The 26,959-nt window shown below is 58.4% G+C and carries 25 protein-coding genes and 3 pseudogenes; 15 read left to right on the top strand and 13 right to left on the bottom strand.

The features are described from left to right. Positions 1–411: 411 nt before the first annotated feature. The 3 genes from ACG74X_RS13195 to ACG74X_RS13185 are packed head-to-tail and all read left to right on the top strand — an operon-like array spanning position 412 to position 3,158. The gene (locus tag ACG74X_RS13195; RefSeq protein ID WP_411235378.1) at positions 412–1,932 is read left to right on the top strand and encodes a flavin monoamine oxidase family protein; all 1,521 of its coding nucleotides are present in this window, start codon (positions 412–414) and stop codon (positions 1,930–1,932) included. Positions 1,933–1,955: 23 nt separating this feature from the next. Next, the gene (locus ACG74X_RS13190) at positions 1,956–2,402 is read left to right on the top strand and encodes a c-type cytochrome (protein WP_411235377.1); all 447 of its coding nucleotides are present in this window, start codon (positions 1,956–1,958) and stop codon (positions 2,400–2,402) included. A 3-nt stretch (positions 2,403–2,405) separates the two neighbouring features. After that, positions 2,406–3,158: a c-type cytochrome gene (locus tag ACG74X_RS13185; protein WP_411235376.1), complete on the top strand. Its 753-nt coding sequence runs from the start codon at positions 2,406–2,408 to the stop codon at positions 3,156–3,158. Between the two features lie 45 nt (positions 3,159–3,203). Here the strand turns inward: ACG74X_RS13185 and ACG74X_RS13180 are convergent, their stop codons facing one another. Both ACG74X_RS13180 and ACG74X_RS13175 read right to left on the bottom strand, forming a co-directional pair. Continuing rightward, the gene (locus ACG74X_RS13180) at positions 3,204–4,022 is read right to left on the bottom strand and encodes a metallophosphoesterase family protein (protein WP_411235375.1); all 819 of its coding nucleotides are present in this window, start codon (positions 4,020–4,022) and stop codon (positions 3,204–3,206) included. Continuing rightward, positions 4,019–4,963, bottom strand: a complete 945-nt coding sequence (locus ACG74X_RS13175) for a diacylglycerol/lipid kinase family protein (protein WP_411235374.1) — start codon at positions 4,961–4,963, stop codon at positions 4,019–4,021. The genes ACG74X_RS13180 and ACG74X_RS13175 overlap by 4 nt, the downstream gene beginning before the upstream one ends. A gap of 225 nt (positions 4,964–5,188) precedes the next feature. Here ACG74X_RS13175 and ACG74X_RS13170 point away from each other — a divergent pair, with 225 nt between their 5' ends. The 4 genes from ACG74X_RS13170 (at position 5,189) to ACG74X_RS13155 (ending at position 8,725) form a co-directional block, all read left to right on the top strand. Further along, entirely contained in the window at positions 5,189–5,707 is a 519-nt protein-coding gene (locus tag ACG74X_RS13170) for a DUF421 domain-containing protein (RefSeq protein ID WP_411235373.1), read from the top strand. Between the two features lie 290 nt (positions 5,708–5,997). Further along, a complete protein-coding gene (locus ACG74X_RS13165) occupies positions 5,998–8,103 on the top strand; it encodes a catalase (protein ID WP_411235371.1) in 2,106 nt (701 codons plus the stop codon). A gap of 22 nt (positions 8,104–8,125) precedes the next feature. Next, positions 8,126–8,302, top strand: a complete 177-nt coding sequence (locus ACG74X_RS13160) for a hypothetical protein (RefSeq protein ID WP_411235370.1) — start codon at positions 8,126–8,128, stop codon at positions 8,300–8,302. Positions 8,303–8,548: 246 nt separating this feature from the next. After that, positions 8,549–8,725, top strand: coding sequence for a winged helix-turn-helix transcriptional regulator (locus ACG74X_RS13155; RefSeq protein ID WP_411235369.1), 177 nt, complete (start codon positions 8,549–8,551; stop codon positions 8,723–8,725). A gap of 83 nt (positions 8,726–8,808) precedes the next feature. Here ACG74X_RS13155 and ACG74X_RS13150 read toward each other — a convergent pair whose 3' ends face one another. Genes ACG74X_RS13150 through ACG74X_RS13140 form a run of 3 tightly spaced genes read right to left on the bottom strand, consistent with a single transcriptional unit; the run spans position 8,809 to position 14,304 of the window. Then, a complete protein-coding gene (locus ACG74X_RS13150; RefSeq protein ID WP_411235368.1) occupies positions 8,809–11,931 on the bottom strand; it encodes an efflux RND transporter permease subunit in 3,123 nt (1,040 codons plus the stop codon). A gap of 1 nt (position 11,932) precedes the next feature. Then, positions 11,933–13,171 (bottom strand): efflux RND transporter periplasmic adaptor subunit, encoded by a 1,239-nt coding sequence (locus tag ACG74X_RS13145; protein ID WP_411235366.1) that lies wholly within the window; start codon positions 13,169–13,171, stop codon positions 11,933–11,935. Beyond that, positions 13,168–14,304 carry a fasciclin domain-containing protein gene (locus ACG74X_RS13140; RefSeq protein WP_411235364.1) on the bottom strand — a complete coding sequence of 379 codons (1,137 nt, stop codon included), beginning with the start codon at positions 14,302–14,304 and terminating at the stop codon, positions 13,168–13,170. The genes ACG74X_RS13145 and ACG74X_RS13140 overlap by 4 nt, the downstream gene beginning before the upstream one ends. Positions 14,305–14,795: 491 nt before the next feature. Between ACG74X_RS13140 and ACG74X_RS13135 the strand changes: the two genes are divergently transcribed. Further along, a complete protein-coding gene (locus ACG74X_RS13135; RefSeq protein ID WP_411235363.1) occupies positions 14,796–15,167 on the top strand; it encodes a cupin domain-containing protein in 372 nt (123 codons plus the stop codon). Positions 15,168–15,578: 411 nt separating this feature from the next. On the opposite strand, the gene ACG74X_RS13130 is transcribed toward ACG74X_RS13135, so the two are convergent. Then, positions 15,579–15,872, bottom strand: a complete 294-nt coding sequence (locus ACG74X_RS13130; protein ID WP_411235361.1) for a GIY-YIG nuclease family protein — start codon at positions 15,870–15,872, stop codon at positions 15,579–15,581. A gap of 5 nt (positions 15,873–15,877) precedes the next feature. Here ACG74X_RS13130 and ACG74X_RS13125 point away from each other — a divergent pair, with 5 nt between their 5' ends. From ACG74X_RS13125 to ACG74X_RS13115, 3 genes are all read left to right on the top strand, one after another. After that, positions 15,878–16,105: a hypothetical protein gene (locus ACG74X_RS13125; RefSeq protein WP_411235360.1), complete on the top strand. Its 228-nt coding sequence runs from the start codon at positions 15,878–15,880 to the stop codon at positions 16,103–16,105. Positions 16,106–16,253: 148 nt separating this feature from the next. Then, complete coding sequence (locus ACG74X_RS13120) at positions 16,254–16,463, top strand: helix-turn-helix domain-containing protein (protein WP_411235358.1); 210 nt, start codon at positions 16,254–16,256, stop codon at positions 16,461–16,463. Between the two features lie 65 nt (positions 16,464–16,528). Further along, entirely contained in the window at positions 16,529–16,747 is a 219-nt protein-coding gene (locus tag ACG74X_RS13115; RefSeq protein ID WP_411235357.1) for a hypothetical protein, read from the top strand. Between the two features lie 177 nt (positions 16,748–16,924). On the opposite strand, the gene ACG74X_RS13110 is transcribed toward ACG74X_RS13115, so the two are convergent. From ACG74X_RS13110 to ACG74X_RS13085, 6 genes and pseudogenes are all read right to left on the bottom strand, one after another. Next, entirely contained in the window at positions 16,925–18,073 is a 1,149-nt protein-coding gene (locus tag ACG74X_RS13110; protein WP_411235355.1) for a hypothetical protein, read from the bottom strand. A 110-nt stretch (positions 18,074–18,183) separates the two neighbouring features. Beyond that, positions 18,184–19,115: pseudogene (locus tag ACG74X_RS13105) on the bottom strand (IS3 family transposase); the annotation flags it as partial. Continuing rightward, the gene (locus ACG74X_RS13100) at positions 19,116–20,312 is read right to left on the bottom strand and encodes an IS110 family transposase (protein WP_411235353.1); all 1,197 of its coding nucleotides are present in this window, start codon (positions 20,310–20,312) and stop codon (positions 19,116–19,118) included. Continuing rightward, positions 20,207–20,482 carry a hypothetical protein gene (locus tag ACG74X_RS13095; RefSeq protein WP_411235351.1) on the bottom strand — a complete coding sequence of 92 codons (276 nt, stop codon included), beginning with the start codon at positions 20,480–20,482 and terminating at the stop codon, positions 20,207–20,209. Before ACG74X_RS13095 ends, ACG74X_RS13100 begins: the two co-directional genes overlap by 106 nt. Before the next feature lie 244 nt (positions 20,483–20,726). After that, a pseudogene (locus ACG74X_RS13090) lies at positions 20,727–20,966 on the bottom strand (transposase); the annotation flags it as partial. A gap of 44 nt (positions 20,967–21,010) precedes the next feature. Beyond that, a complete protein-coding gene (locus ACG74X_RS13085) occupies positions 21,011–21,535 on the bottom strand; it encodes an RNA-directed DNA polymerase (RefSeq protein WP_411235350.1) in 525 nt (174 codons plus the stop codon). Positions 21,536–21,728: 193 nt separating this feature from the next. Here ACG74X_RS13085 and ACG74X_RS13080 point away from each other — a divergent pair. Then, positions 21,729–22,936 (top strand): IS3 family transposase gene (locus tag ACG74X_RS13080; protein WP_411235348.1). Its coding sequence is split into 2 segments (ribosomal slippage): positions 21,729–22,053 and positions 22,053–22,936, totalling 1,209 coding nucleotides; the frame shifts between segments, so codons are not numbered across the junction. A 193-nt stretch (positions 22,937–23,129) separates the two neighbouring features. Here the strand turns inward: ACG74X_RS13080 and drt3a are convergent. Continuing rightward, positions 23,130–24,296: pseudogene (gene drt3a, locus ACG74X_RS13075) on the bottom strand (antiviral reverse transcriptase Drt3a); the annotation flags it as partial. Between the two features lie 575 nt (positions 24,297–24,871). On the opposite strand from drt3a, the gene ACG74X_RS13070 reads away from it, so the two are divergent. The 3 genes from ACG74X_RS13070 (at position 24,872) to ACG74X_RS13060 (ending at position 26,895) form a co-directional block, all read left to right on the top strand. Continuing rightward, positions 24,872–26,071 (top strand): tyrosine-type recombinase/integrase, encoded by a 1,200-nt coding sequence (locus ACG74X_RS13070; protein ID WP_411235347.1) that lies wholly within the window; start codon positions 24,872–24,874, stop codon positions 26,069–26,071. Beyond that, entirely contained in the window at positions 26,031–26,576 is a 546-nt protein-coding gene (locus ACG74X_RS13065; RefSeq protein ID WP_411235345.1) for a hypothetical protein, read from the top strand. Before ACG74X_RS13070 ends, ACG74X_RS13065 begins: the two co-directional genes overlap by 41 nt. A gap of 94 nt (positions 26,577–26,670) precedes the next feature. After that, a complete protein-coding gene (locus ACG74X_RS13060) occupies positions 26,671–26,895 on the top strand; it encodes a helix-turn-helix transcriptional regulator (protein WP_411235344.1) in 225 nt (74 codons plus the stop codon). Positions 26,896–26,959 lie beyond the last annotated feature (64 nt).

The raw sequence follows: 26,959 nt of genomic DNA, 5'->3' as shown, positions 1-26,959 counted from the left end.
CTTGGACTATGCAGTTCCTTGGGTTGGATAAATTGGGACGGCGGCAACTCGTGCTGAACGATCCCAATGGCGTGACCGCGTTAGATCGGCGGTCACACGGCACCTAGCCTGCGCTTTGCAAGGTTTACCGAGCCGCTACAGCCTTTCGGCACATTGCGGCGCGATATCTTGACCGCCAGTCTAGAGGCGTGGGGCCGACAGGAACCAACCATGGCAAAGCTCCGGCGCATACGCGGGACAACACGTCGGTTTGCGTAAATCCCGTGCGGAACCCGTACCCGATGTGCCGCGTTAGCCTGTCATGCCCGCCAATTGATCTTAAAATTCGAGGCCACAATGCAAGACCAACCTTTCCTCCCGTCCCGCAGAGCTCTTCTTCAGATGATTGGTCTCAGTGCCGGGTCCAGTGCTATGCTCAGCGCGATGACCAGCCTCGGCCATGCGCAGCAAAGTCCCTATCGCGGCCCGCCTGATCTGTCTGGGGCACCCGAGGGTGCCAGCGTCGTCGTTCTTGGTGCTGGTCTTGCTGGCATGTGCGCGGCGTTGGAATTGCGCAATGCCGGCTATCAGGTGCGCGTTCTGGAATATCAGGACAGGGCAGGGGGCCGCTGCTGGACGCTCAAAGGCGGCGACACTATCGAAGAGTTGGGCGGCTACACACAGGATGTGAAATTCTCTGAAGGTCAGTACATCAACATCGGCCCCTGGCGTATTCCGCACCATCATCTTGCCCTGCTGGATTATTGCCACCGCCTCAACGTGCCGCTGGAAGTCTTCGTTCAGGAAAACCACAACGCCTATTTGCATTCCACCCGCCATTTTGATGGCAAACCCGTGCGCTATGGCCATGCCTGGGCCGATTATGTGGGCGGAATCACCGAATTGCTGGCCAAGGCAACCAATGCGGGCGCATTGGAGCGGACAGCCAGCGTTGAGGATACCGAAATTCTACTGGAGTCGCTGAAATCCTTTGGCATTCTGGATGGCAATTATCGCTACTCTGCGGGTCTGGATATCGCTGAATATCGCGGTTATCCCGACGCCGGTGCGCCCGGTGGTGGCTTGTGGGAGGCCGCGCCGGAGCCGTCTGAGCCGATCTCGCTGAACGATCTGCTAAACTCGCGGTTCTGGCAATATATGCGCAACCATACCACCTATCGACACCATGCGCCCATGTTCCAGCCCATCGGGGGGATGGAGCAGATTGCGCATGGCTTTCACCGTGAGGTTGGCGACCTCATCACCCACAACGCCCGCGTGACGCGGGTGGTGCAGGGCGAAGATGGCGTCACGGTCGATTACGAGCCTGCCCGTGATGGCGGCGAAGGCGGTCAAGTCACCGCTGACTACTGCGTCTGCACCATCCCCTTCACCATCCTCAGCCAACTGGAGATCAACGTATCCCCCGAGATGCGCCGCGTGATGCGGCAGTTGCATTATCACGAGTCGGTCAAGGCCGGGCTTGAGATGAAACGGCGTTTCTGGGAACGGGACGAACAGATTTACGGTGGCATCACGCTGACCGATCTACCCATCGCCGAAATCGGCTATCCATCCAATGAAATGCACTCGGATGGGCCGGGGGTTCTTCTGGGGGCCTATGTCTATGGCCCGCAGGCCTACGTGTATAATTCCATGTCTCCGGAAGAGCGGCTGGAATCGGTTCTGGCGCAGGGCGCGCAGATCCATCCGCAATATCGCGACGAATTTTCCAATGGTGTCGTGCTCAGCTGGCACCGCGTGCCCTGGATGTTGGGCTGCTACAGCAACTGGGACGACCGCGGCCCGGACTATGAAATCGCCGCGACCATGGACAACCGCTTTGTCTGCGCGGGCGAGCATATCTCCTATCTGCCCGGCTGGCAGGAAGGCTCGCTTCTGTCGGCGCTGGATGCTGTGCGGCAGGTTCATGACCGTGCCACCAGCCAGTAACCCTGCGGGAAAGGACAAGACCGATGAACTATGCACAACCGATCATCTTTGCCACGGCGTTGTCCCTGATGGCCGTGCCGATTGCGGCGCAGGATCACGACACGCCGGTACAACCCGGCACCCAAGATCTGGGAGCCACTACGGATATGTTCACCGATACCGATGGTGCGACGCTGTATCGGCGCGCCTGTTCCGGCTGTCATGGGGCAAAGGGCGAAGGTGCTTATGGCGCGGCGTCCTATCCCGCCCTTGCCGCGAATGCCCGGCTGAACGCAATACGCTATCCCGTCAATCTGATCCTCGAGGGCAATGGGGCCATGCCCTCTTTTGCCGACTGGCTGAACAACGAACAAGTGGCTGCCGTGACGAACTATCTGCGACACAATCTGAACAATGAGTATCAGGGCGACGTCACGGCAGAGGACGTGGCCCGGTTGCGCAAGGAATTTGCCGATCTGGATGGAGGATAGGGCATGACTGTCTCATACGCCATGACGCGTACCCGGATACTTGCCGCTGCGCTGTCGGTTGCAATGGCGGCATCAGCCCACGCGCAGGATGCGTCGCTTGCACAGCGGCTTGACCCGCAACGCAACGCAGAGACGTTCAGCGAAGACCATCTGAAAACCGGGCGCGCCATCGCCAAAGGCGGTGCGCAAGCTGGCGGTGTCAGCATGAAATGTATGGCCTGTCACGGTCTTGCCGGAGCGGGCGGCGCACAGGCACCGCGGCTCGCCGCGCTGCCCTATGATTATCTGGTGACACAGATCCAATACTTTCTGAATGGCAATCGTGCCAGTGCGATCATGGCCCCGATTTCCGCCCGCCTGACACCCCAGGAAGTGCATGCCGTTCTGGCCTATTACGCCGATTTGCCCCCGCCCGATATGACGCCACCAGCCGATCTGGACTGGGAATTGGTGCGCGCTGGTGAACTGCTTGCCTATGCCGGACGGCAACAATCGGGTGAGGCTGCTGAGATCACCGCTTGCGTCATGTGTCACAACGCGGTCGGCGATTTGGACAGAGTGCCCATCGCACCGCCGCTTGCGGGTCATTCGGCGGGTTACATCACCGACCAGTTGAAGGCCTGGCGTTCCGGCCTGCGCCGAGGCAGTCCGCTGGGTGTGATGTCGCGCATCGCCGAGGCAATGACAGATGAGGAGATCGCGGCAGTGGCGGCATTTTACGCGGCGCAGAATCCGGCAGAAACAGAGGCGGATTGAACGACAGTGAGCACGCGCTGCACGGGCAATCCGATCAGCGCTCCGTCACGACGATGGGTCGGCACGCCGCAAAGCCCGCCAACCCGCCTCAAAGCGCTCGAACCGGGCGCTGTCTTCCGGCTTGAAGTCCGCTGCATCGCGACTGACAAAGCGCGTGACCTCGACGCGGCCCTGATCAAGTGTCAACAGGTTGAAATCGTTTTCCTGCCCACGCAACCTGTCAGACAATACGGTTCCCGCATGCACCTGAAGCACCCGCGGTTCGGTCGGGGCGGCGGCAAAAACATCGGCGCGCCAGCTGTGCAGATGCCCCGACAACACAATATCAGTGCCAACCTCTGCCAGCGCGGCAATCGCGGCCTCTGCCCCGCGCATCAGTTTCTTGCGCTCTCCGGGCAGATGTTCCAGCGGGTGATGCACCACAACGATACGCAATGCGCTTTCGGGCGTGTCCGAAAACCCGTCCCGCACGGCGCGGATGTCGCCCGCGTCGAACCAGCCGCGCTGCCAGCCAAGCGGATTGACCGAGTTGATCCCAACGATGGACCAGTCCGGGCCGTGTATTTGCGGCTCCAGATCGGTATCGATCCATTTTCGGTATCGCCGCCAAGGCATGAAAATGCGCTCGATCAGGTTATCCAGCGGCGTGTCATGGTTGCCGGGCACAACCAGGACCGGGCAGGCAATCCGGTCGATCAGCCCGCGCGCCTGTCGAAACTGTGCGGCACGCGCCCGTTGCGTCAGATCGCCCGAGATCGCAACCACATCCGGGGCCAGAGCGTTGATTTTCTGGACCAAAGGCTCCAGCAATTCGGGTCTGTCGCGCCCGAAATGCAGGTCGGACAGATGCAAGAGCCGCTTCATCGCACATCGCCTTTCGGGTCTGTTGGAACAAGGGTTTGAAGCGTGTCGTCGCTCAGGGCAAAATGAAACGGCCCGGTCATACGGCAGCGTTCTCCGTCGCGGGCAACCAGCAGGTTGCGGCGCTGCGCACGGACCTCGAAATCCGTCGCGCAGAGCAGGTGGAAATCACGGTGTCGGGCAGCGCGCCCCATGAGCATGGCCACCGCACTTTTGAGCATCCCAAGGCGGCCCTGATCTGGTGCGATGAGCATGGCAAGCCTGCCCTCTTCGATACAGTCGGCACCCTCCATACCCATCTGGCGCAGTTGGAACGCGTTGTTCAGAACGAAAATCATAGGCGTGCGCAGGGTCTTTTCCTCGGCGTCCGCCCGGATTGTGATAACCAAAGGTTTCGGCCATTGAAACAGAACCTTCAAAGCCGACCAATAGGCTGCCGCGCGGCTGCGCCCCCAGAAATCATAGATATCCTCGCGGGACCGCAAAATCTGTGGATACAGCCCCAGGTTTGCATTGTTAAGAAAGGTTTGACCATTCAACATCGCGATCCGCAACGGGCGCGTTTGCCCCTGTGCAATGATCTGTGCGGCACCGTCAAGATCCTGGGGGATGCCCAGCGACCGGGCGAAGTAGTTGAAGGTGCCACGCGGCAGGATACCAAAGTGGCATTGCTTGCCCAACAGCGCTTGGGCGACGCCGCTGATGGTCCCATCGCCGCCCGCCGCGACAATCGTTTCCGGGTCGTCGCGCAGCAGATCGGCAATCGTGTCCTCCAACGCGCGGTTCGGGTCGAACGGAACCACCCGGACCGCATGCCCAAGCCGTTGAAACGCCGTCTCAATATCGTCGGCATTTGGACCTGCGTCTTTTTTGCCGGATTGATCATTGAGCAATACGGATATGGTCGTGCCGTTCAAACGCGCCGTCTTTTCCGATCCTGTCATGACCCGGCATGCCCGTCTCTTGCCCACAGAAATCTCATTATGCGTCCGCCTTTATGTCATACAAATGTTTAACGGAGCGGCGATGCTGAAGGTTCCGTAGCATGGCAAGGCCAGCGCCATTCTGCGGAACCCGGCCCAGTCTGATGCGTTGATCAGATCGAATTGCTGGCGTTTGTGACCGATCCGCAGCCGCCCGAAACGACCCGCAGCGAACGGAGGCGTGCGATGTTCACCGATGTCACAGTCCTGGATACCGCGCTCAGAGCAATCGCCCTGTCCACTTTGGTTCTGTTATGGGTGATCGTTGTGGTGCGCGTGATCGGGTTGCGGGCCTTTTCCAAAATGAATGCATTTGATTTCGTGGTCACGGTGGCAACCGGTTCGCTTTTGGCCGGAGCAAGCCAGGCGACCAATTGGCTGGAATTTCTGCAACCTGCGCTGGCGATTGCCTCGTTGTTGGGTGTTCAATATACGATAGCGCGGCTTCGCAAAGCGTCTGACGGATTCCAGACCATGGTTCAGAACGCGCCGGTCATTTTGATGCGAGACGGCCAGATCATTGCTCCGGCGCTCAGGCAGACGCGCGTGTCAGAATCCGATCTGATGGCGAAATTGCGTGAAGCAAATGTCGCGGCTATGGCAGATGTGCGAGCGGTGGTTTTGGAAACGACGGGCGACATTTCGGTCCTGCATGGCGGTGAACTGCAAGACACCCTTTTGAATGGGGTCAGGCGCGCCGACTGAGTTGCCCGCATATATAAAACCATTCAGTCCAGATTGCGGAATGGGTTCGATACCATCGTCGAACGCCCGCGAAAGATCGAGCGTTAGTCAATACGGCTGCGGCCGGAAAACGATTTCACCCAGTAACCTGATGATTTTCCAAAAAACATGTCGGCGACGTCCAGGTCTTTTTTGATCCAGAATTACGACACCGGCGGGTTCCGCAGGAACCAGGCCGGTCATCGCGGGTTTTGAAAGAGGTGCCGCCGACCTGCCCGAGCGGCAGAAACAAGACCGAAGGAAACTCTCTCATGACAGACAAAACCCCCCTTTACCGACCCAGCGCCGACACGCAAAGCTCTAACGATCTGACCGACAGGCCAACTGACATCGGCCATGGTGGAGAGCCCCATCAACGCGGCGGACCGGCAATGACAACGGCGCAGGGCATCCGCGTCGATGACGATCAGAATACGCTGAAGGCTGGAGCGCGCGGGCCTGCGTTGCTGGAAGATTTCCACTTTCGTGAAAAGATTTTTCATTTCGATCACGAGCGCATTCCCGAGCGCGTGGTTCACGCGCGCGGCTACGGCGCGCATGGGTATTTCGAAACGACGGACGCGCTGTCCGATCTGACCTCGGCGCATCTGTTTCAGGAAAAGGGCCGCCGGGTGCCTGCTTTCGCGCGGTTTTCCACAGTCGCCGGGAACAAGGGGTCTTTTGACCTGGCCCGCGATGTGCGCGGCTTTGCCGTCAAGCTTTACACCGAGGAGGGCAATTGGGACATTGTCGGCAACAACATCCCTGTCTTCTTCATCCAGGATGCGATGAAATTTCCCGATCTCGTCCATTCGGTAAAGGAAGCGCCCGACCGCGCCTTTCCGCAGGCGCAATCGGCGCATGACAATTTCTGGGATTTCATCTCGCTGATGCCGCAGGCGATGCACATGGTCATGTGGATCATGTCCGACCGGGCGATCCCGCGCTCTTTCCGCTTCATGGAAGGGTTTGGCGTGCATACGTTCCGCTTCGTCAATGCCGAGGGCAAAAGCCACTTCGTCAAATTTCACTGGAAGCCCAAGCAGGGTCTGCAATCGGTGCTCTGGCCCGAGGCGGTCAAGATCAACGGGGCCGACCCCGATTTCCACCGCCGCGACCTCTGGGACGCGATCCAAAGCGGCGATTACCCCGAATGGGAGCTGGGGGTTCAGGTGTTCGACGAGGATTTCGCCGATCAATTCCCGTTCGACATTCTGGATGCGACCAAGCTGATCCCGGAAGAGGACGTGCCGGTGCGGATCATCGGGCGGCTGGTTCTGGACCGGGTTGTCGACAACTTCTTTGCCGAGACGGAACAGGTGGCCTTTTGCACGCAGAATATCGTGCCGGGTGTGGATTTCACCAATGACCCGCTGCTGCAGGGGCGCAATTTCTCCTATCTCGACACGCAGACCAAGCGCCTCGGCGGGCCGAATTTCACCCATATCCCGATCAACGCGCCGAAATGTCCGTTCCATCATTTTCAGCAGGATGGTCATATGGCGATGCACAATCCAAAAGGGCGGGCGAATTATGAGCCCAATGGCTGGGCCGAAGGGGGGCCGCGCGCCGATCCGGACGGGGCCTTTCAGCACTATCCCGAAATGGTCGAGGGCGAAAAGCGCAAGATCAGGCCCGAGCTGTTTGCCGATCACTACAGTCAGGCGCGGCAGTTTTATCAGAGCCAGACAGAGGTTGAGCAGGACCATATCGCCAACGCGATCACCTTCGAACTGTCCAAGGTCGAAACACCGGGCATCCGCGAACGGCTGGTGGCACATTTGCCGAATATCGACACCGATCTGGCCCAAAAGGTCGCCGATGGGCTGGGGCTAATAGAGGTGCCAAAGGCTCATAACCCTGCACGCGCACCGGTCGAGGGGCTGAACCCCTCCGACAAGCTGTCGATCCTGAAAAACGGGCCGGAGAGCTTTGCCGGGCGCAAGATGGGGCTGCTTCTAAGCGATGGCGTGGATGATGCGCTGCTCGATGCGATCATGGAGGCGGTGAAGGATGCCGGCGGCATGGTCGAGGTGGTCGCGCCTCATATTTACGGGATCACCACCGCCGGCGGCAAAGAGGTGCCCGCCGATCAAAAGATCGACGGTGCGCCGGCCGCGTTATACGACGCGATTGTGATGCTTGTGTCCGACGATGGCGCGAAACAGCTGGCGGGGATGCATGCCGCCAAAACCTTCGCGCTCGATGCGTTCGCCTTCGGCAAGTTCATCGGCATTGGCGATGCGGGCATGGATTTCCTGAAAATGGCCGGGGTCGACAGCATGGATGACGGCATCATCCCGCTTGATCAGCCAGACGATGCCACGGGGTTCGTCGAAACCTGCGCCAAACTGCGGTTCTGGGAGCGGATGGTTTGAGACGAGACGCGGCCCGCATTCCATGCCAGATTGCGGGCCGACCACCCACTCTGCGGCGACCAGCGCCGCCGCCCTTGCAATTCCAATCACCTATCCAGCACAGAGAAACCTTCCCACCAATACCGATATTCACAGGCTCGACCTTGACCTGCGCGTCACCCTGCTTGACGCGCGGCGCACCCATCCAGGGCTGATCTGAACGCCGTCACCGGGGAAACCCGGGCACACAACTATCCGGCGACGCTGGACAAGGTGGTGGGGGCATCTGGGTTAGGGGTTGGATGCGTGTGGGCGTTGCCGGGTGGGATCGGTTTGGCCGCAGGGGCGCAAAGCTATTTTTCCTGTCTCGGCCATCCTGCAATATGATCCGCGATGGATGTAAGCGTGACTCCGAAAACCCGTTCGACACGTTTTATCTCGACGACCATTTGGTTCCCCTGCAACCGTGCTATGGACCCATAAAGATCGGTCAGCGCGAAAGCGGTGGCCGGGCTTTGGCATACGGAATGTGTTTGCCGAAGTCCCGGTGCGGGTCGAATATGCGCTGTCACCCGATGGCGAAACATTGAGTCCGGTTCTCAACTCCATGAGCGCCTGGGGGGCCGCACGAACCGGAAACTGATCTTTGCGGTCGCGCGGACCTGTGTTGGCTTATTGAAAGCACGATTTTAACCTCGGTCGGCCTTTCTCACTCCAAAGTCCGTATCATGCCATCTGCCGCTCGCCCCTGACCCGTTGTTCGCCGCGCGAAAAGAGGGAGGCGTAGGCGGGGACGAGGATCATCTGGATCACCAGTACGAACAGGATGCCGAAGCCCAGCGATACGGCGGTCGGCACGAGGAATTGTGCCTGTACCGACGGTTCCAGGATGAGCGGTGAGATGCCCAGAAAGGTGGTCAGCGTTGTCAATAGCACGGGGCGGAATCTGGCGAGGGTGGCTTCTTCGATGGCCTCGAATGGCGCAGCCCCACCATGTTCGCGCTGCTGGATGAATGTCACGATCATTAGTGCCCCGTTTACCACGACGCCCGACAGGCCGATGATGCCGAACATACTGAGCAAGGTGAGATCTAGACCCAGTATGGCATGGCCCATAATCGCGCCGATCAGACCGAAAGGGACGATGCCCAGAACGATCAGGGGGCGCAGGTAGCTGGAAAAGGCCAGCGCAAGAACTGTGTAGATGGCCAACAACGCCAGCGAGAAATTCATGGCAATTGACGATCCGAACCGCCCCGCTTCCTCTTGTTCGCCGCCGGTCGACACGGTGAGGCCCGGATAGTCGCGTTCGAGTTGCGGCACGATGTCCTGCATCAACCATGTGGTTTCCGCACCGCCCGTTGTTTGCGAGGTGTCCACATCGGCGGTGAGCGTCGTCACCGTGCGCCCACCGATGCGTTCGATCTCGATGGGCGCGGGTTCGAGCGCGACATCGGCCAGCACGGTTAGCGGCACGGGGCCATCCGCCGTCTGGATGCGCAGCGCCAGAAGATCGGTGACGCTGTCGCGCTGATCCTCGACAAGGCGCAAGCGCACGTCCACCTCTTCCTGATCGCGGGCGATTTGGTCGATGGTCACGCCGTAGAACGCGCCGCGCACCTCGCTGGCCAGCGTCTGAAGCGGCACGCCATAGCTTTCGGCCGCTGGTTTGAGGCGGATAGCGATTTCCTGTGCCGCCGATGTGCGGTCGTCGCGGATGTCTTGAACACCTGCGCGGCCTTCGAGAGCGGCGCGCAATTCCCCGACGGCAGCATCGCGGTTTTCCTCGTTCTCGGCCGATACCTCAAGCAGGATCGGCGCGCCGACACCGATCAGCGACGAGGAAAAGACCAGTTCGCGCGCGCCCGGGATCTCGCCGACCTCGTCACGCCAGGCGTTGCGAAAGGCCCCGGCGCTGACCTCGCGGGTGGAGGCGTCGAGCAGCTTGGCCGACACGGTGGCGCGGTTGCCCGCAGCCAGACCGCCGCCACCGGGGCCGCCGGACCCGGGGCTGAACCCGATGTTGATGGCGGTGTTCTGCAGCAATTCGGCCCCACCCAGCTCTTCTCCGACGCGGCGCGCAGCGGCGCTCAGTTCGGTGGCGCGCTCCAGCGTCGCGGTGTCGCTGGTGCCTTCGGGAAAGCTTAGCTCGGCGGTGACGAAATTACCTTCGATCTGCGGAAAGAAGGTAAACTTGACCACACCGCCGGTGAAAAGCCCCGCCACGGCCAGGGCAATCGCAAAGGCCCCGATAATGGCCACCAGCGGATGCAGAATGCAGCCCCGCACGACGCGCCGCAGCGGCCCGTCTGCGAACCGTTCAAGCATATCGGCGACGCGCTTGCGCACCGGTTCCTGCAGGCGGCGGGGCGACCATTTATGCGGATCGCGCGCCTTCACGCTTTGCAGGTGGCGCGGCAGGATCAGAAAGCTTTCCACCAGCGACAGTGCCAGAACATAGATCACCACCGCTGCCACCGGGGTGATGAAAGACCCCGACGCGCCGGGCAGGAACAGCAGCGGCACAAAGGCAAGGATCGTGGTGGTAACCGAAAACAGGATCGGCTTCCACACCGTCATGATGCCGTCCTCGGCCGGCGTGTCAGAGCCGCTTTCGATTTGGCTGTAGACGGATTCGCCCACCACAATCGCATCGTCCACCACGATGCCAAGGGCAAGGATGAACCCAAAAAGCGACAGCTGGTTGATGGTGGTGCCATAGACCAGCATCGGTGCAAAGGCGGCGATAAAGGCGATGATGACGCCGGTGGCCACCCAGGCGGCGATGCGGATATCAAGAAACAGCATCAGGACCAGCAGGATGAGCGCCGTGCCGATTGCACCGTTCTTGACCAGCAGGTCAATGCGCCCGCTAAGCTGTTCGCCGGAATTGCGCCAGACCACGGCCTGCACCTGATCGGGCAGGGACGGCTTCAATTCCGTGTCAAGATAGGCTTGCACCTGATCGACGATATTGAGCACCTGCTCGCTTCCGGCGCGGTTGACCGACACGAAAAGCGCCTGCACCCCGTCGATCGTGGCAGCGATGTCGCCTGCGGCCAACGTATCGCGCACTTCGGCGATGTCAGACAGGCGCACCAACGCGCCGTTCTCGCCGGCGAAAACGATCGTCTCGCGATACTCCTCGGCGGTGCGCGCCTCGCCCACGGTGCGCAGTTGCAGATCGGTCCGACCGGTGTCGATGGTGCCGCCCGACAGGTCGAGCGTGCCGGATTCGATCCGTTGGCCAAGCTCGGTCAGGCCGATGCCGTAGGCGCGCAGCGTGTCGCGTGTGACCGCGACCTCGATCTGGTCGGTCGGGATGCCAGACAGGCTGACCTGGCTAATGCCGGTCATGTCGGTCAGATCATCGCGCACCCGTTCGCCAAGCGCCTTGAGCGTGGGTGCGGGCACATCGCCATAAAGGGCAATCTGCACAGCCAGTTCAGTTGGCTCCACCTCGACGATGCGGGGCGCCTGCGCGGCGTCGGGAAACGTGGTGATGCGGGCAACACGGGTTTCGATATCGTTCTTGACCCGCCGGATATCGGCCCCGCTGGTCAGTTCGGCGGTCACCGTTCCAGTGCCCTGCGTCGCGGTCGATGTCATTTCGCGAACACCTTCGAGGCCCTGAAGCTCTTCCTCTATGGGGGTCAAGATCGCGCTTGCCACCTCGGTTGGCGTGGCACCGGGATAGACCACGGTGACGCTGACGGTGTTCACCGCAATCTCGGGGAAGGTGCGCACTGTCAGGTTTTGGATCGACGTCACGCCCGCCGCGATGAGTGCTATCATCAGCAGATTGGCGGCGACCCGGTTGTAAAGAAACCATCGGATCAGGCGTTTCATATCAGGAATCCGCCTCTCGCTCAGCGTTCGCGACGCGCACGACCTGTCCTTCGAACGCGGCAGCGAGATCCGACACCATCACCGGCGCGCCAACATCAAGCGCATTTGACAATACAAGCGCGCGTTCTTCGGCGCGTTGCAGCACCTGAACCTGCGCCCGGCGCAGTTTGCCGTCCTCCACCGTCCAGACGGTATCGCGATTGGTCAGCGCGGCGACGGGCAGGGACAGCACGTTGCCGTCCGACAGTTGTGCGGGCAGGATCAGGTTGACCAGTTCGCCGACCCGCAGGGGGCGGGGATCGCGCGGCGCGAATGCGTCATTGATCCGCACGACAAGCGCAGTGGTGCGGGTGCGGTTCTCAATGCTTGGATCGACATCGCTGACTACTCCGACACCCAGTTGCGGCGCATCAGGGCCGATGCCCCGGATCTCTACCTTGGCACCGCGCATTTTGCTTAGATCGCCAAGCAGCGCGATGTCGGGTGGCACAAGCCCCATCTCGACTTCTGCCGCTTCGAGCGCGACCAGAGTGCCGAGGCTTGCCCCCGGTTGCACGATCTGTCCCGGAGCCGCTGTGCGCGCGGTCACCAACGCGTCGAAGGGGGCCGTGATGGTCGCATTGTCGAGATTGCTTTCTGTGCGGGTGATTGAAGCACGCGCCGCGGCAAGCTCTGCCTGCGCTCGGGCCACGCCAAGAATGGATTCCTGCAACTGCTCCTCGGTGCCAAAGCCACGATCCTCTAGTTCCTGCGCGCGGTCGCGTGTGATGCGCGCCTCTGTCACGGCGGCGCGGGCCTGCTCTAGCCGGGCCCGCGCCTGTGCTTCGTCTGCTTCAAACGTGTCGCGATCCAGCTGGACGAGAACATCTCCAGCCTTGACCTGCGATCCCAGCCGAAAACTCGGACTCAGTTCGGCGATGCGCCCGGCCACTTCGGAGGCAACCTGTACTTCGAACAATGGGCGCACAAATCCCGATTGCCGCACCTCTAGGCGATCCGCCTGTTCCACAAGCGCGACCCGCACCAATGGCGGCTGTGGCGCGTTTTGCGCCTGTTCGTCACCGCCCGAGAATGTCAGCCAAGCGAAAATGCCGCCGCCTATCGCGAGAAAAAGCACCGCAATCAGCGCCCAGAACCAGGCGCCCTTGCGCGACGGCGCGTCCTCTTCGGTGTCGGCATGCGGCTGTGTCTGGTGCCCATCCTCTGGCGGCTTGACCGCGCCTCGCTGCGTTTGTGTCATTCGTTTGATCCTTCGTCCGACCCATCCGGCCGGTCAATGATCAAGCGGTTCTGCAACGGGTCGATTGACAGCGTGTCAAGCGCGACACGCAGCGTTTCGGTGCCGCCCAACCCAAGAAACCCGGTTTCCTGGCTGATCACGAGTGTCTCGATCTGGCCATTGTCGAGCGCCATCAGCAGATCGGACACCACGCCCAGGTCTTCGCCCTCAGGACTGGTGACTGTCTGGCCGAGCAACTCCGAAACCGACGTGACCGACCGCGTCAGAGCGATATCGCGCGCCGCGTCGTCCGATGAGGCGTCTTGCGCCTGATCCTGTTGCTGCGTCGATACCGGGTCCGATGCTGCCTCCGGCGCGGGTTCGGGGGTCAGGACAACGACATTTGGCTCAGGAAGGTCGACAGTATCGACGCCGGACGATTCCGTGCGTTGGGTCCGGGTGTCGGCTTCATCCGGCACTAGGGCGTCGGACGTGCCATCGCCATCGGTGCGCGCCAGCTGCTGTGATAGGGGGTCGGCGGTCTGCGTATCGCTGCCCGTGGCGACCGTCTCGGCCGTGGCCTGATCCTCGGCGGCGGTAATCGCATCGCCAAGTCCCTCGGGCAGCAACACGCGGTCAAGCGGATGTACCAGAAGCGGGCCGATCCGATCGGAATTGGCAGCCCGGATTTGCGCCGCGCTGGCCCGCGCGGCCCGGATCGCATCAGGATCGGTAAGAGACTTGTCAGCCCCAAGACGCAGGGTCAGCGCGCCATCGGTATAGGTCACAAGCAGGCGCTGTCCGCCAAGGCTTTGCATCTCAACGGGCAGATCATCCTGTTCCTGCCATTCCCGGACCAGATGCGCGCCAAGCAAAAGTTCACGCGCCGCATCGCCCCCTGCCGCAGTCAGCGCGTCGCGCAGGTCGTCCGGCAAACGGGCAAAGGCTTCGTCCGTCGGGGCAAAAAGGGTCAGACGCTGGCCCGTATCCAAAGCGTCCTCCGCCCCGTCCGTTGCTTTCAGAATGTTCGCGATACTGCCATAAGGTCCGCTCTGCGACAGCTGGTCGGTCAAGGATTGCGCAATTGCCGGAATGGCGGTGCAGGTGATGAGCGCGGCGGTTGCGAAAGACCGTAGGAGACCGGAAAGGAGCATAAGACGTAATCCCTGTCGCTAGAGGTGGTTAGAGAAACAACCAGCCCGCACGCGACGAGTTCCGCACGATTTCGTGAAGTGGCGACTGCATTTTTACAACCCATGCCTGCGTCTACGACGCGAACCGCAGGGAGTTCCGCCTTTGAAACCGCCTCACGTCCTGCTGATCAGGCACATGCGGGTGCGGCAGCATGCTGTTGTTTGAATATCTGCTCTTCTCCGAGATGTGTTCGCCCTGGTCGCGCAGATCATCCGTCAGCTTGCGATAGCCAGAGACCATGCCGCTGTCCGTCAATGCTTGCAGAGGAATACAGAAACTTAGTCCTGATGGCTCAGAGCAAAAAATTGTTGGAACTCCGACAGCTTTTGGTTCGATCCGGTAAGATGTCACGAGCGACTTTGACAACACGTCAGACCAATGTCGTTACGTTGACGGGTTGTGTCTCTGAACAGTTCAGTAAAACATCCCATCCAAGCGAAAGGATTGCGCGATGATCAAGTACACACCCAGTGATGATGTTGGTGACCTCGACGCGTGGCCGTTCGACAATCCGCTGAGCAACTATCACATCAAAAGTGGCGATCCCAAAGCCTCCGGGCGCTTGGATGCTGGTGGTCCTGGGCATACAACGCGCATGGGCATCTGGCGTTGTACGCGGGGCGTGTTCGAATGTACTGAACAGGGCGATGAGCTTATGACGATCCTGTCTGGCCATTGCCGATTGACAGAGATGAGCACGGGAGAAACCACCGAGCTCAGCACAGGCGATAGCCTCTTCGTGCGAGATGGCAGTCGCGTGACGTGGGACATCACTGAGGACGTGACCAAGGTGTTTTTTGGTTTCAAGTCCGGTGGATTTTAAAGAAAAACCGTATGATCGAATTCCACCAGCTTTCCGACGACCATCCTGACGTCGCATACTCACCTTTGCTGCGCGCCCTGAACCGCACCGGTTTTACCGGAGACTGTTCAGTTCTTCTTACGCGACTTTATCGAGTGTGTTCATGTTTGCATAGAACGCCTCCTCAGCTTCATTTGGCGTGATGTATCCGATTGGTTCGAGCAGGCGGCGATTGTTGAACCAGTCGACCCATTTGAGGGTTTCCCATTCGACTGCATCCGCGGACTTCCATGGCCCTGACCTGCTCCCCTGAAATGTCCTGGAATTTTGGTTAGCCTGTTCTCCAACTGAGGAAACAGACGATGAAGAGAAACCGTTTTAGTGAAGAATAGATCATTGGCATTCTGAAAGAGCACCAGGCTGGGCTTACAATCAACGCCGCGCCTGCCCGGACATGCTCAGATTCAGGGACAGGGGTGGCCCGTTCCTGACCAGCGCTTCCTCAAGGGACCACGGTTCGTCATGCTGCACGACCGAAATTGCCGCGTGCTTGGCGATCCATTCTGTTAGCTTGTCCTCGTGGTGACGATCCATGCGAACCCGGTTTCGTTTGTCGCGCCAGAACGTCAGTTCAAGTTCTTGTTCGAGAAGCGCCGCAAGCGACAAACGCAAGGTCGAGGTGCGCACCGTCCCGCGTAGGTGGTTGCGCCAGAGTCGGCTTTTCACAGGTAATGGCCCATCTCGCCGCACTGGCCGGTCTTTCGGGGGGCAATGCCAATATAGAGCAGGTGCTTCCCGTCGCGCTCGATGCACCCGTCCCTTGGCACAACAGGAAGACCGTGGTCGAACCACCAGCCATAGACGCCGTGCGTAACCGGGTGCCGGTCAATGAAATCCAAGACATGATTGGGCAGCAGGAGGGTGGCAGGCGACAGAACGGCCCTCGCCTCGTCATATAGACTATGAGTAAACCAAGAGGGCGCACGTCCCCCTGCCTCTTCCTGCATTCTTGAATGTCGCCAGTGACTTCGGGCCTCCCGTGAGCCTAAGTCGAATATGATTTATAGTCTATGGTCGAAGACGTGACCGCCATGCGCCATGCCGCGCATGTCAATTCAATCGCGCGTTTCGAGGAATATCCAGAGGATCAGGAGGGAGAAGGACCTTTCGCAAGAAGAGGTCGCCCATCGCGCGGACATTCACCAGACCTATCTGAGCGGCGTCGAGACCGGAAAGCGCAACCCGTCGATCTTGGTGGTCGAGCGCATCGCCAAGGCACTCGGTTTGGACGTCTCGGAAATCTTCAAGCCGAACTAGGGTTATCCCTGACACGCTCCGATCTTGCGTCTTATCGATCTGCATCAGCAACTTAGGAGATCGACATGACCGACATCGCGACGCTCAAGGCCATCTGTGACGAACTCAAGATCGACCCGCGCGAAGCCCGCGAACGCCTGCGCGCCGCCGCCAGAGACGCCAAGGCAAACCCAGAATTGGCAAAGGCACGCAAGCCGCGCACACCGTGGCAATGGGTGAAGGGGTCAGGGGCAGAAAAGGAGGCTAGAGCCGCAATCACAGGTAAGACTGCACCCAAAAAGTGACTTCGAAAATCAGGCTAGGATGCCAGCCACAGAAAGTGTGTGCATTGCTGCTCAACACGACCTCTTACGCGGACTGTACGATCCATGTGGTCAACGCAAGGCTGAACACCGCAGTTTGATCGCCCGTCTGTACCGCAAACGAGTCACGGCAAAACGTGGCTGGCACCCGACTTCAAGTTATCCTAGGCGTAGACGCTGCTCAATTCTATCTTTTTCGATCATGTTCAATAGGTCGATACCATCCCAGCGAACAAACCAATGCTGTTGTTGGATTTCGTCGATTAGCGCTTCGGCCGCTGCAACAGTGATGTTTCCGGGGTTCGCGCCAATCCTGTTCCATGAAGCCCGAAGCAACTTAGCTCTCTTGGCCCTGTCCAGATAGGGACAAGCGAGGGTGTCCAGCAACAGATGCACTGCTTCAGAATCCCTACTTAGGTGCTTCTCTGACGAAACTCGCTTACAGATGAAATCCCAAATTTCGTTCCTCTGGTTAGCGAACTCCGGCCGATCACCATAGATGAATAGCTTTACGACCAACTCGAAGTAACCTTGGCTCCTTCTGTCCAGTTTGGCGAGCGAAATCAGCTCCTGCTCCAGTTGCTCATCGCCCCCAAATTGTTGAAGACTAACCAGAATGTTGAGTATCTCAATAGAGATCACAGAATTTTTTGAGAACAAGCCTTCGAAACTAGGTGCCCTCGCCAATCGTGACGCCCAACGAAGGGAGGCTTCTTTGAGAATGTCAAAACCTTCAGGATCATGTTCTTGCAGATGCTGCGCAGCGCGCACGATGGCGTGAGACAGGCGAAGCGAGGACGCGACGGTCGGGTGAAGCGTAAAGAAGTAAAATCCAACATCGAGCAGGAAAAAGAACATTTGGCGATAGTCCCGCACAACAACAGGACTTTCTTCCATCGCTAAAAGATCACCGTACCCGTCAGCTATATCAATTACTTTCCGGCGCACCGCCCAAATAACATAGTTTGCAACCGCATCGTAACCAAGCTCGGAGGAAAAGCATGCCGCCTTAACCTCTCTGGTGAACTTTCCAAACAATGACCGATACTTGTAAATGTACTTCGGAAGTAACGCCCTTTTGCCGCTCGCAGGTAGGGTAACAGTTTCAAAGAGCTTCTCCCAATGAGCGCCAAGGGAGTTATTGATCTCGTCGATCACCAGAGACTTTTTCGAGTAGAATGGGCGTTTGTCGAACTCTCTTTTCCCAGTATTCAGGTGCAGATTGTACTCTCGCAACGCGATTGATAGCTCGTGCTCCACCTGCTCGGCAATCGCAGGGCCATTGGAAAATACATAGTAGTTGTCCACGTATCGCCTGCACTCATAGTCGACGCCATCACGTGTGGGGGGCTTTTCGCTTCAAGGTTACGGCGTGCGTTCTGGACCTGTCGCGCTTTAGTGCCGCCCCAGGTGCTCGTTTAAGCCACTTGCCGTTCGAATGCGACCGGGCTTTTCCAGCCCAGTGCTGAGTGTCGGCGACGCGGATTGTAAAAGCCGTTTATGTATTCGAAGATCGCCATCTCAGCCTTGCGTCGTGTCTCCCAAGAATGCCGCTAGATCAGCTCTGCCTTGATCGTCTTGAAGAACGTCTCGACAGCCGCATTATCATAGCAATTACCTTTGCCAGACATCGATGCCTTGAACCCGTGCTGGCGCAGGATCTTCTGATAGTCGTGTGAGCAATATTGCGACCCGCGGTCCGTGTGGTGGATGCAGTCCTTTGGTGTTTGCCGGAACGCAATCGCCATTTTCAACGCCCGGATCGCCAGGTCGCGCTTCATCCGGTTGCTGACAGCCCAGCCAATCACACGTCGGGAATGCAAATCCAGGATCACAGCCAAATATAGCCAGCCTTCACGTGTCCAGACATAGCTGATGTCGCCAGCCCATTTTTGATTGGGCTGATCAGCAGTGAAGTCTCGGTCCAGTAGGTTCGGCGCAATATTGAACTTGTGATCGCTGTCCCCCTCTCAGCAGATTGCTTTGCAATCGCCTGCCGGGCAGTGATCGTCACCTTGTGTTTGCGGGTTCTGACAACGGATATGCCGTTCTGGCGCATCAAACGGCCCACACGACGATGACCGACGTCCAGACCGATCTCCTTTAACTCTTCGGTCATGCGCGGCCTGCCATAGCTGCCCAAGCTGAGACGGGATTGTTCTTTGATGTGTGCCAACGTGACCAGATCAGATCGCTGCCTGCGGCTGGCCGGGCGGTTGCGGAACGCTCGTAGCCCACGCGTGCTGACGCCGACAACATGACAAAGCCGCTTGGCTGGAAAGTCCCCAGCATGTTCTTCGATAAACCTGAACCTCATGGCTTTAGGCCCGCGAAGAACTGGGTGGCCTTCCTAAGAAACAGCCATGTCAGCCTCCTGCGGCAATTCTTGCAAATCATAGCCGAATGACTTGGCGCGGCGCTTGAGATTGCCGAGCACGCGATTGCGGTATCGTTCCTCATAATGGGACGCACCGGGGTCCTGATAGGTCATGCCGTGGCGTAGGGTGTTGTAGAACAGGACCGCGATCTTGCGCGCTGCGGCTGTGACTGCTTTGGCCTTGCCTGCTCGGGCGGCCAACCGTCGGTAAAAAGCGCCAAGAGCGGTATCACTTCGCCCGATGGTGACAGCTGCCAATCGCAAGAGAGCAGCGGCGCGGCTGGATGACCGCCGCGTTCGGGATAATAACACCTTGCCGCCGGATATCTTGTTGCCCGGTGCCAGACAGAGCCATGACGTGAAGTGTTTAGCGCTTGGCCATGCGCGCAGATCAGTACCGCATTCGCCAACCAACTTAAGCGACAAGGACGGCCCCATCCCATGGATCTCGGTCAGATCAACGCCGAGGACGCCAAACAGTGCCGCTCGCACATCAAATGAAGGTGTGCTCACCTGCTTGGTCTTTGTGCGTGGACGGGGCAGTTGGCTGGGACCATGTTTTGTGTCGGCACCTAATCCCGCCAGCGTTGCCTCAAGATGGCGATCACATTCCAGCATCTTGGCCTGATAGAAGTCATAGAGTTCCAGCGATTGGGTCAGCGCAAAGATGTGCTCTGGTCGGTCATTCCCATTGAGTGCGGCTTTAATCGTCTCGGTTGAAGCCCGGCAACGGACGTCACGATGAGACGCCAACACATCTAGATCCCGTTCGCCTGCGGCAATGGCCCGGATGATCTTCATGCCCGTAACGCCAGTGATGTCGGACACAACATGATGCAGTTGGAGGTTCATCTCCATTAGTGCTTTCTGCATGTGCTGAATGTGAGCCGCCGCATACTCGACCAGCCGTTCTCGTTGGCGCAGATACGCACGCAGGGTGGCGATCTCGGCAGAAGGCCTGAAGCTTCCACGCAGCAACCCGTAGGAATGAAGTTGCCGAAGCCAGCTTGCATCACTGACGTCGGTCTTCCGACCCGGCACGTTCTTGGCATAACGTGCATTGACTAAAATGACCTCGAAGCCAGCTGTTCGAGTATCTCGTAAGCTGGGATCCAGTACACGCCCTTGGATTCCATTGCGACGCTGGTCACTCCGTGCGATCTGAACCACACAGCCAAGTCATGCAGATCATGCGTGAAGGTGCCAAACGCGCGCACCGGCGCATCCGTCACGTCGGGATTTACCGCTGCCATGTGTTCGCGTGAGCCGATATCAACCGCAGCAGCACCGACGTTCACGGTCTCAATCGCCGGGGTCTTGCGGGTCTTTTGCTTTGCCATCGTTCATCCTCCTGTGGGCAACAGAAGGGCGTGGGTTATGCAAATCCGTCATCTTCCTAACCGGGATCGCCGCAAAAGCAGCGTCACCACTCTCAAGTTCGCATCAACCCATGGATCACGTTTTTTAACGGGGTTCCCGACAGCGCCGGGACCACCAATAAGCGAACGACCGCTGCCCTTCATGGCGCAACTGTAGCACAGGCTGTTTCTACCGCGCACAGGCGGGCTCCAACCCGGAACGGTTTTTTAAGATCTCCCTCTCCTCCTTGAGAAGCCGGTTCTCACGTCGAAGCCGCTCATTCTCTTTAGCGAGGTCCAAATCTTCTTTCGAAACCACATCCGTGTCTCGGTGCGCCGTAATCCATTTGTTCAGCTTCGACATGCCAACACCCAGATCGTCAGCCACCTGCTTACGCGTCAGCCCACTGGTTAGTGCAATACGCACCGCATCCTGGCGGAATTCGTCCGTCCGTTTCAGTCCCATAGTCAGTCTCCTTTATTGCAGTAAATGCTATCAAAGGGGCGGCATCAAACCGGGACAGGTCCATTCTGATCCACCTTTGCAAGAATGATTTCTGCAAAGATGCGGCTGGCCTCCGGGCCAATGCAGATACCACTAGTTTCGTTGTGGTTGAGCCTCTGCATTACCTTATCGAACCGGTTTCCAAAACTATGCGCGAACGTATTTTCTTTCGCCTCCTCCTTGCTCTTGATGGCCCAAGCCATAGAGTGCGTGTAAATGCTGTCAAAACACTTACTAATGTCCAAAGACAACTGGTATCGAAACTTCTTTTCTAAGCGAATGTGATCGTTCGAGGCGAAGAACTTGTAGAGGCGCTCAAATCCTGAATATGCAAAATAGCTTGCCGGGTTTCGCACCAGTTTATCCAACTCCGCCGTATCGACGGTCGCATTCTTGTATTGATTCTTGTCCTGCACCGGAGATGGCACAAAAAAGGAACTCCCAACTTTCTTCGGCGCACGTATGGAGAACGGTCCGCGCCCTGAATATTCGCAGATCAACTCCTCGTACTTCTGATAGAAATCAGCCAATATGACCTGACCCCTCGGATGCAGGAGGCTCAAGGTTCTGACGCTTCGAGAATCTTTGACGATATTGTACCTTAGCGGAACGGTGTAGCTCTTGCCGTCGTCTTTCAGAAAAAGGGCGTTGAACTGGCCCCCATTTCGACCGGACACCTTGGCCTGTCTAAGGAGGCTTAAGGATAGCCTTAAGCACGTGCTTATGTCTGAGATTGAAATCGTTACCGATGGCGGCCGCCGTCGGCGCTGGCCCGCGGCCGAGAAACTGCGGATCGTCGAGGAGACGCTGTATGACAGCGAGAGCATTTCCGCCGTTGCACGGCGCAATGGCGTGGCGCCCAATCTTCTGTATCGTTGGCGCAAACTGATGCTCGAAGGGGCCAGTATCGCCGTGACAGGAGATGACAGCGTCACCAGCAATAAACAGGTGCGGGAGATGGAAGCCCGTATCCGCGAACTCGAACGTCAACTCGGACGCAAGACGCTGGAAGTCGAGATCCTGAAGGAAGCGCTGGAGAGATCACGCTCAAAAAAACCGACCTTGCTTGCGCAGTCGCTGAAACGGGACGGTTCCCGATGAAGGCGGTGGCGACGACATTGGGCGTGTCCCGCTCCAACCTGCACGAGCGGGTGAACGGAAGCGCGAAGCCGCGTCGGGGCTATCATAAAGCCCAGGATGCGGCGGTCTTGCCACGCATCCAGCGGCTGGTGGCAAAGCGCCCGACCTATGGCTACCGGCGCATCACGGCGCTGCTGAACCGGGAGTTGCGAACGCAGGGTTTACCGCCTGTTAACCATAAGCGCGTCTTCCGCATCATGAAAAGCAACGGCCTGCTGCTGGAGCGATCCGGCTTTGACCGGCCCGAACGCAGCCATGACGGCAAGGTGGTGATGATGCGCTCGAATCTTCGGTGGTGCAGCGACGGTCTGGAGTTCACATGCTGGAATAGCGATGTCATCCGGGCGGCCTTGCTGATTGATGCCCATGATCGCGAGATCATCGCCTGGCGGGCCGTAGCCAATGCCGGGATAAGCGGCTCGGACGTGCGCGACATGCTTCTGGAGGCCGTCGAAAAACGCTTTGGCACCCACTGTGCCCCACAGGCAATCGAGGTGCTGTCGGACAACGGCAGCGCCTACACCGCCAAGGAAACGCGCATCTTCGCCCACCAGCTCGGACTGAAACCCTGCTTCACGTCCGTTGCCAGCCCGCAATCGAACGGCATGTCCGAGGCCTTCGTGAAGACGCTCAAGCGCGACTACGTCCGCGTGAACCCGTTGACGGACGCGGAGAGCGTGCTGCCATTGATAGGAAATTGGATCGAAGACTATAACGAAAACCACCCACACAGCGGCTTGAAATGGCGCTCGCCACGCGAGTTCATCAGAGCCAAAACCGAAACCGCTTAGGTGTCCGGTGAAACGGGGGCTGGATCAGGCGTTCAAAAATTCTTGGAAGTGCGCCGATTTCTTAGCCACTCCATGAAGGTTTTTGTAGAAGCCATTGTTATTTACGATTATCGGCACCTCAAAAGGTGACGTGTCTGTGAGTACCACACGCCACTTGTCGGCTCGGTTAAGGTTGACCCGTGACTTTCTCTTGCTAGGCATACTTCCAGCACTCCATTAGGTCGGCCAACCGATCAGCACTGAATCGGAAGTGAACGCGATTAGCGAACCCGCGGACGAATGAGTATTTCAGAAGCTCTTTTCTTTGACGGTTTGTTAGAACCAGTGCGAGCCTCCCGCCAATCGACCCTGAACGGCACAGGACCATCCTTGAGAAAAACTTATCAAGCTCCGCGAGTGCCGGCGCGTTATTGTTGATGAGGCTGTATGTGTGCTGCAGACCCGCGCTTCGCTTCTTTTGCTGCCTTTCGTCAAAGAACTGATAGCCACAGGTCAAAATACGGACGCGATCTATGAGGTCATCAAAGTTTCCGTCAGCCAAGTACTGCAGGAGGGATTTCACGATTCTCGTCTTGTTCTTTTTGACCTTTGACGAAGCGATGTCCAACTCGACTCGACGATCAAAAGGCCGGTCCTTACCGATCCCGTAGACCTTAAACTTAAAGCCGAGATAATCAAACCTATGCTCAACCGATGTCGGCTTTTTCTTCGTGTTTCCGAAGGCGTAGATTCTCGACTTGGAGAAATTCAATTTTAACCCCGCTGGCAAAGCTTCTTCGACCTGCACCCTAAGGGAGTTCGGATTATCCAATTCCGGAAGAATCAGCACTACGTCATCAACATATCGGGCATAGTAATGTGCGTTTAGTTGTTCCCGCATTCTTTGGTCAAAATCTTGCATGTAGAATTCACTAAGTTCGGCACTTATTGCCAAACCTGGGGGCAAGCCCTTCATCGAGTTAGCTTTGCATTGCTCAATCAGTGACACGACAACAGACCTCGTGCTTGGAGCCGTCAAGAGCCTTTTGCCGAGTTGGTTTGACAGAAAATCCTGATCGACGGACGGATAAAATTTCTCGATGTCCATCTTTGCAACGGTAAATGGCAACCCTTCTTCGCAGAGCAATTTTAGACGACGAACGATCTCGACACGACTTCCCTGTTTTGAAGAAGTGATTCTGCGAATGTTCTGAGCAGCTTTTCGCAGGACCAGATCGCACGCCAGATCATTTACTTGATAAATGGTCCGACCTGCCAAGTTATTTGGCGTCAATGGCAGCGAGGAAAAACCATTTCGTGCTGTGGTGACGGCCTTAGTTATCAAAGCTGCCTTGTGGGCCTCGTTCTTCAATGCAGGCTGGTTTAGGAAATCACTTTTTGTTCAGGTGCCTTGCAAGTGCCGCGCTGCCAAATGTGGGATCGTACATTTACTCTGCCTGTGAGTTACTCTTCTGGAATTCACCTCAGGTTAGAGCGAGACGTACTCATAGGCTAGCTAGGATTGCATCTTTGCTGCTCAGTCAATGCGCTCCACGAGAATTTGGCACCCATAGGACACCCAGCCAAAAATCAAAAGACGTTTGCGAGCCAACTAGCGGTATAAGTACCTGATCTTATTTAGAAAAATGGTGCCGGGGGCGGAATCGAACCACCGACACGAGGATTTTCAATTAGCCTTGTGATCCGCACGGCCCGTCTCAGGATCGATCAACCCGTAACGTAGCCGATTGAAAACCTTAACCTTTGCGCATGGCAGATCGTCTCGCCCCGTCTCACGCCGAAGCATTCAAGCTCACCGTTCCTGCTACCCCAGTGATACCCACGGACACCGAAGACCACACGGGTATCACGATCCAGCGCAACCCGATCCAAAACCCTGCAAACCCTCTAGGGTTGTCCCTGACGCGGCTCATCCGCCCATCTTATCATGGGCCTATGAAACGCAAGCTCACCACCAAGTTCATCGAGGGGCAGAAGCCCAACCCGTCGAAACGTCTCGAATTCCGGGACGAGTTGATGCCGGGCCTCGTGCTGCGCATCAGCACGTCCGGCACCAAGACGTTCTGCCTGCACAAGCGCATCAACGGGAAGATGCGTCGCCTGACCATCGGGAGGTTCGGCGTCGTGTCGCTGGCCGAGGCGCGTGAACGGGTGCGACAGGTTCTCTACGAAATCGAGACAGGCCGCTTCGAAGATCGCACGGGCGTTGAGGTCGAGACAAAGCCCACGCTGGGCGACGTGATCCCCGATTACATCGAGAAGCACGCCAAGGTTCACAACCGCGACTGGAAGCGCAAGGAAGCCCTGCTGGCGAAATTCACGACCCTGCACGGCAAACGGATCGACGAGATCAAACGCGCCGATGTCGTGAAAGCCTGCGATGTGATCCACAAATCCGCGCCGGTCAGCGCGAACCGGGCGCTGGCCCACCTCAAGCACCTGATGGGCTGGTGCGTCGAGCGCGGCATGATCGACGCCTCCCCCATCGCCGGGATGAAACCGCTGTCCAAGGAAAGGTCGCGCGAGCGCGTGCTGACCGACGATGAGCTGGGCGCGCTGTGGACGGCCTGTGACGCCGAAGGCTATCCTTTCGGGGATTGCATGAAGCTGCTGATCCTGAGCGGCCAGAGGCGCGCCGAGGTCGCCGAGATGCGCTGGTTGGAACTCGACCTCGAAAAACGCCTGTGGACCCTGCCTTCGCAGCGTGCCAAGAACGGCAGGCAGCACACTGTGCCGATCACCGACGCGATGATGGACGTGCTGCGCAGGGTGCCGAGGTTCCTCGGGTCGGACTACGTGTTCACCACCACCGGCAAATCGCCCGTGTCGGGGTTCGGTCGCCTGAAAGACCGGCTCGACAAGGCGCTGCCCGAGGGCACGGAGCCGTGGATTATCCATGACCTGCGCCGCACGATGTCCACCAACATGGCGATGCTGGGCGTCCCCCAGCCCGTCACCGAGGCGCTATTGAACCACAAGACGGGTGTGGTCTCGGGCGTTGCTGCTATCTACAATGTCTATTCATACGCGGACGAGAAGCGCGGAGCCCTCGGCGCATGGTCGCAACACGTGATGACATTGGTCAGGTCGAAGAATGACGCCACCCAAGCCGAAATTGCGCAAGCGTCAGGTTGACCTCCTGCTTCTCAGCATCATTCGCTCATACGAACATCCCGACAGGAAAAGTGAGGCAGAACGTTTGGCAATCGTGCGCGAGGCCCTGTTCGGCGAAAAGCGTGGGCGTGGCCGAACAGCCGCATTCGATGATCTGGCGCTATTCAAGGTCATTGACGAGGTGCGCAAGCGTGAGCTTGATGGCCTCCGGCATGCCATAGCGAAGAAGGACGAACGGTTTCAAACGCCCAAATGGGAAGCTGAAATCGCGCGCGAGCCCATGAAGGTTCGCGAGGCCGCGCGGCGTTTCGCAGAACTGGCCGGGAAGAGCGACAACGTGAGCGATGACGCTGTTGAACATCGCCTGCGCAGAAAGGCCGGTGCCCAGTTGACCACACGGGAAATGGCTGAGATCGAGTCTTTGTTCGATCCTGACGCGCCCCATACCCGAACGATAATTGCCGTCCTTGAATTGCTCGAAAACCTTGGCGTTCAGTCTGAAACGATCTGGGACGAAAACCCCTGATTTGTGTTCCGCGACTGCGCTCTGCACCCCTGCTAATCTGCCATCACACGTGAACTAATGGGGCGCCCCTTTATCCAACCGATGGAGGACCATCATGAAAATTGACGACGGTCGCAAGACCTTGGCCACACGCGCTGACCTTAAGCGCCTTGGCATCCATGTGAGCAATACGACCCTGCTGCGCTGGGAGGCCCGTGGGCGCTTTCCGCGCAAGATCAGGATGGCCGGGACCAGCGTTGCGTGGTTCCTGTCCGAGATTGAAGACTGGCTCGCTGACCGCGCCGCCGAACGCACCCGCACGCATTACGCCGAATACTGATCGGCGAAGCCTCCCCCTACCGCAACCACGGACCCGCCACGCGCTTTCGCGTGCGCCTCGTGGT

This window comes from Marivita sp. S0852, from assembly GCF_046591575.1.
Taxonomy (GTDB): Bacteria; Pseudomonadota; Alphaproteobacteria; order Rhodobacterales; family Rhodobacteraceae; genus Marivita.
Note: the sequence above shows the minus strand (reverse complement) of the source record. Positions and strands in the feature narration are given on the sequence as shown.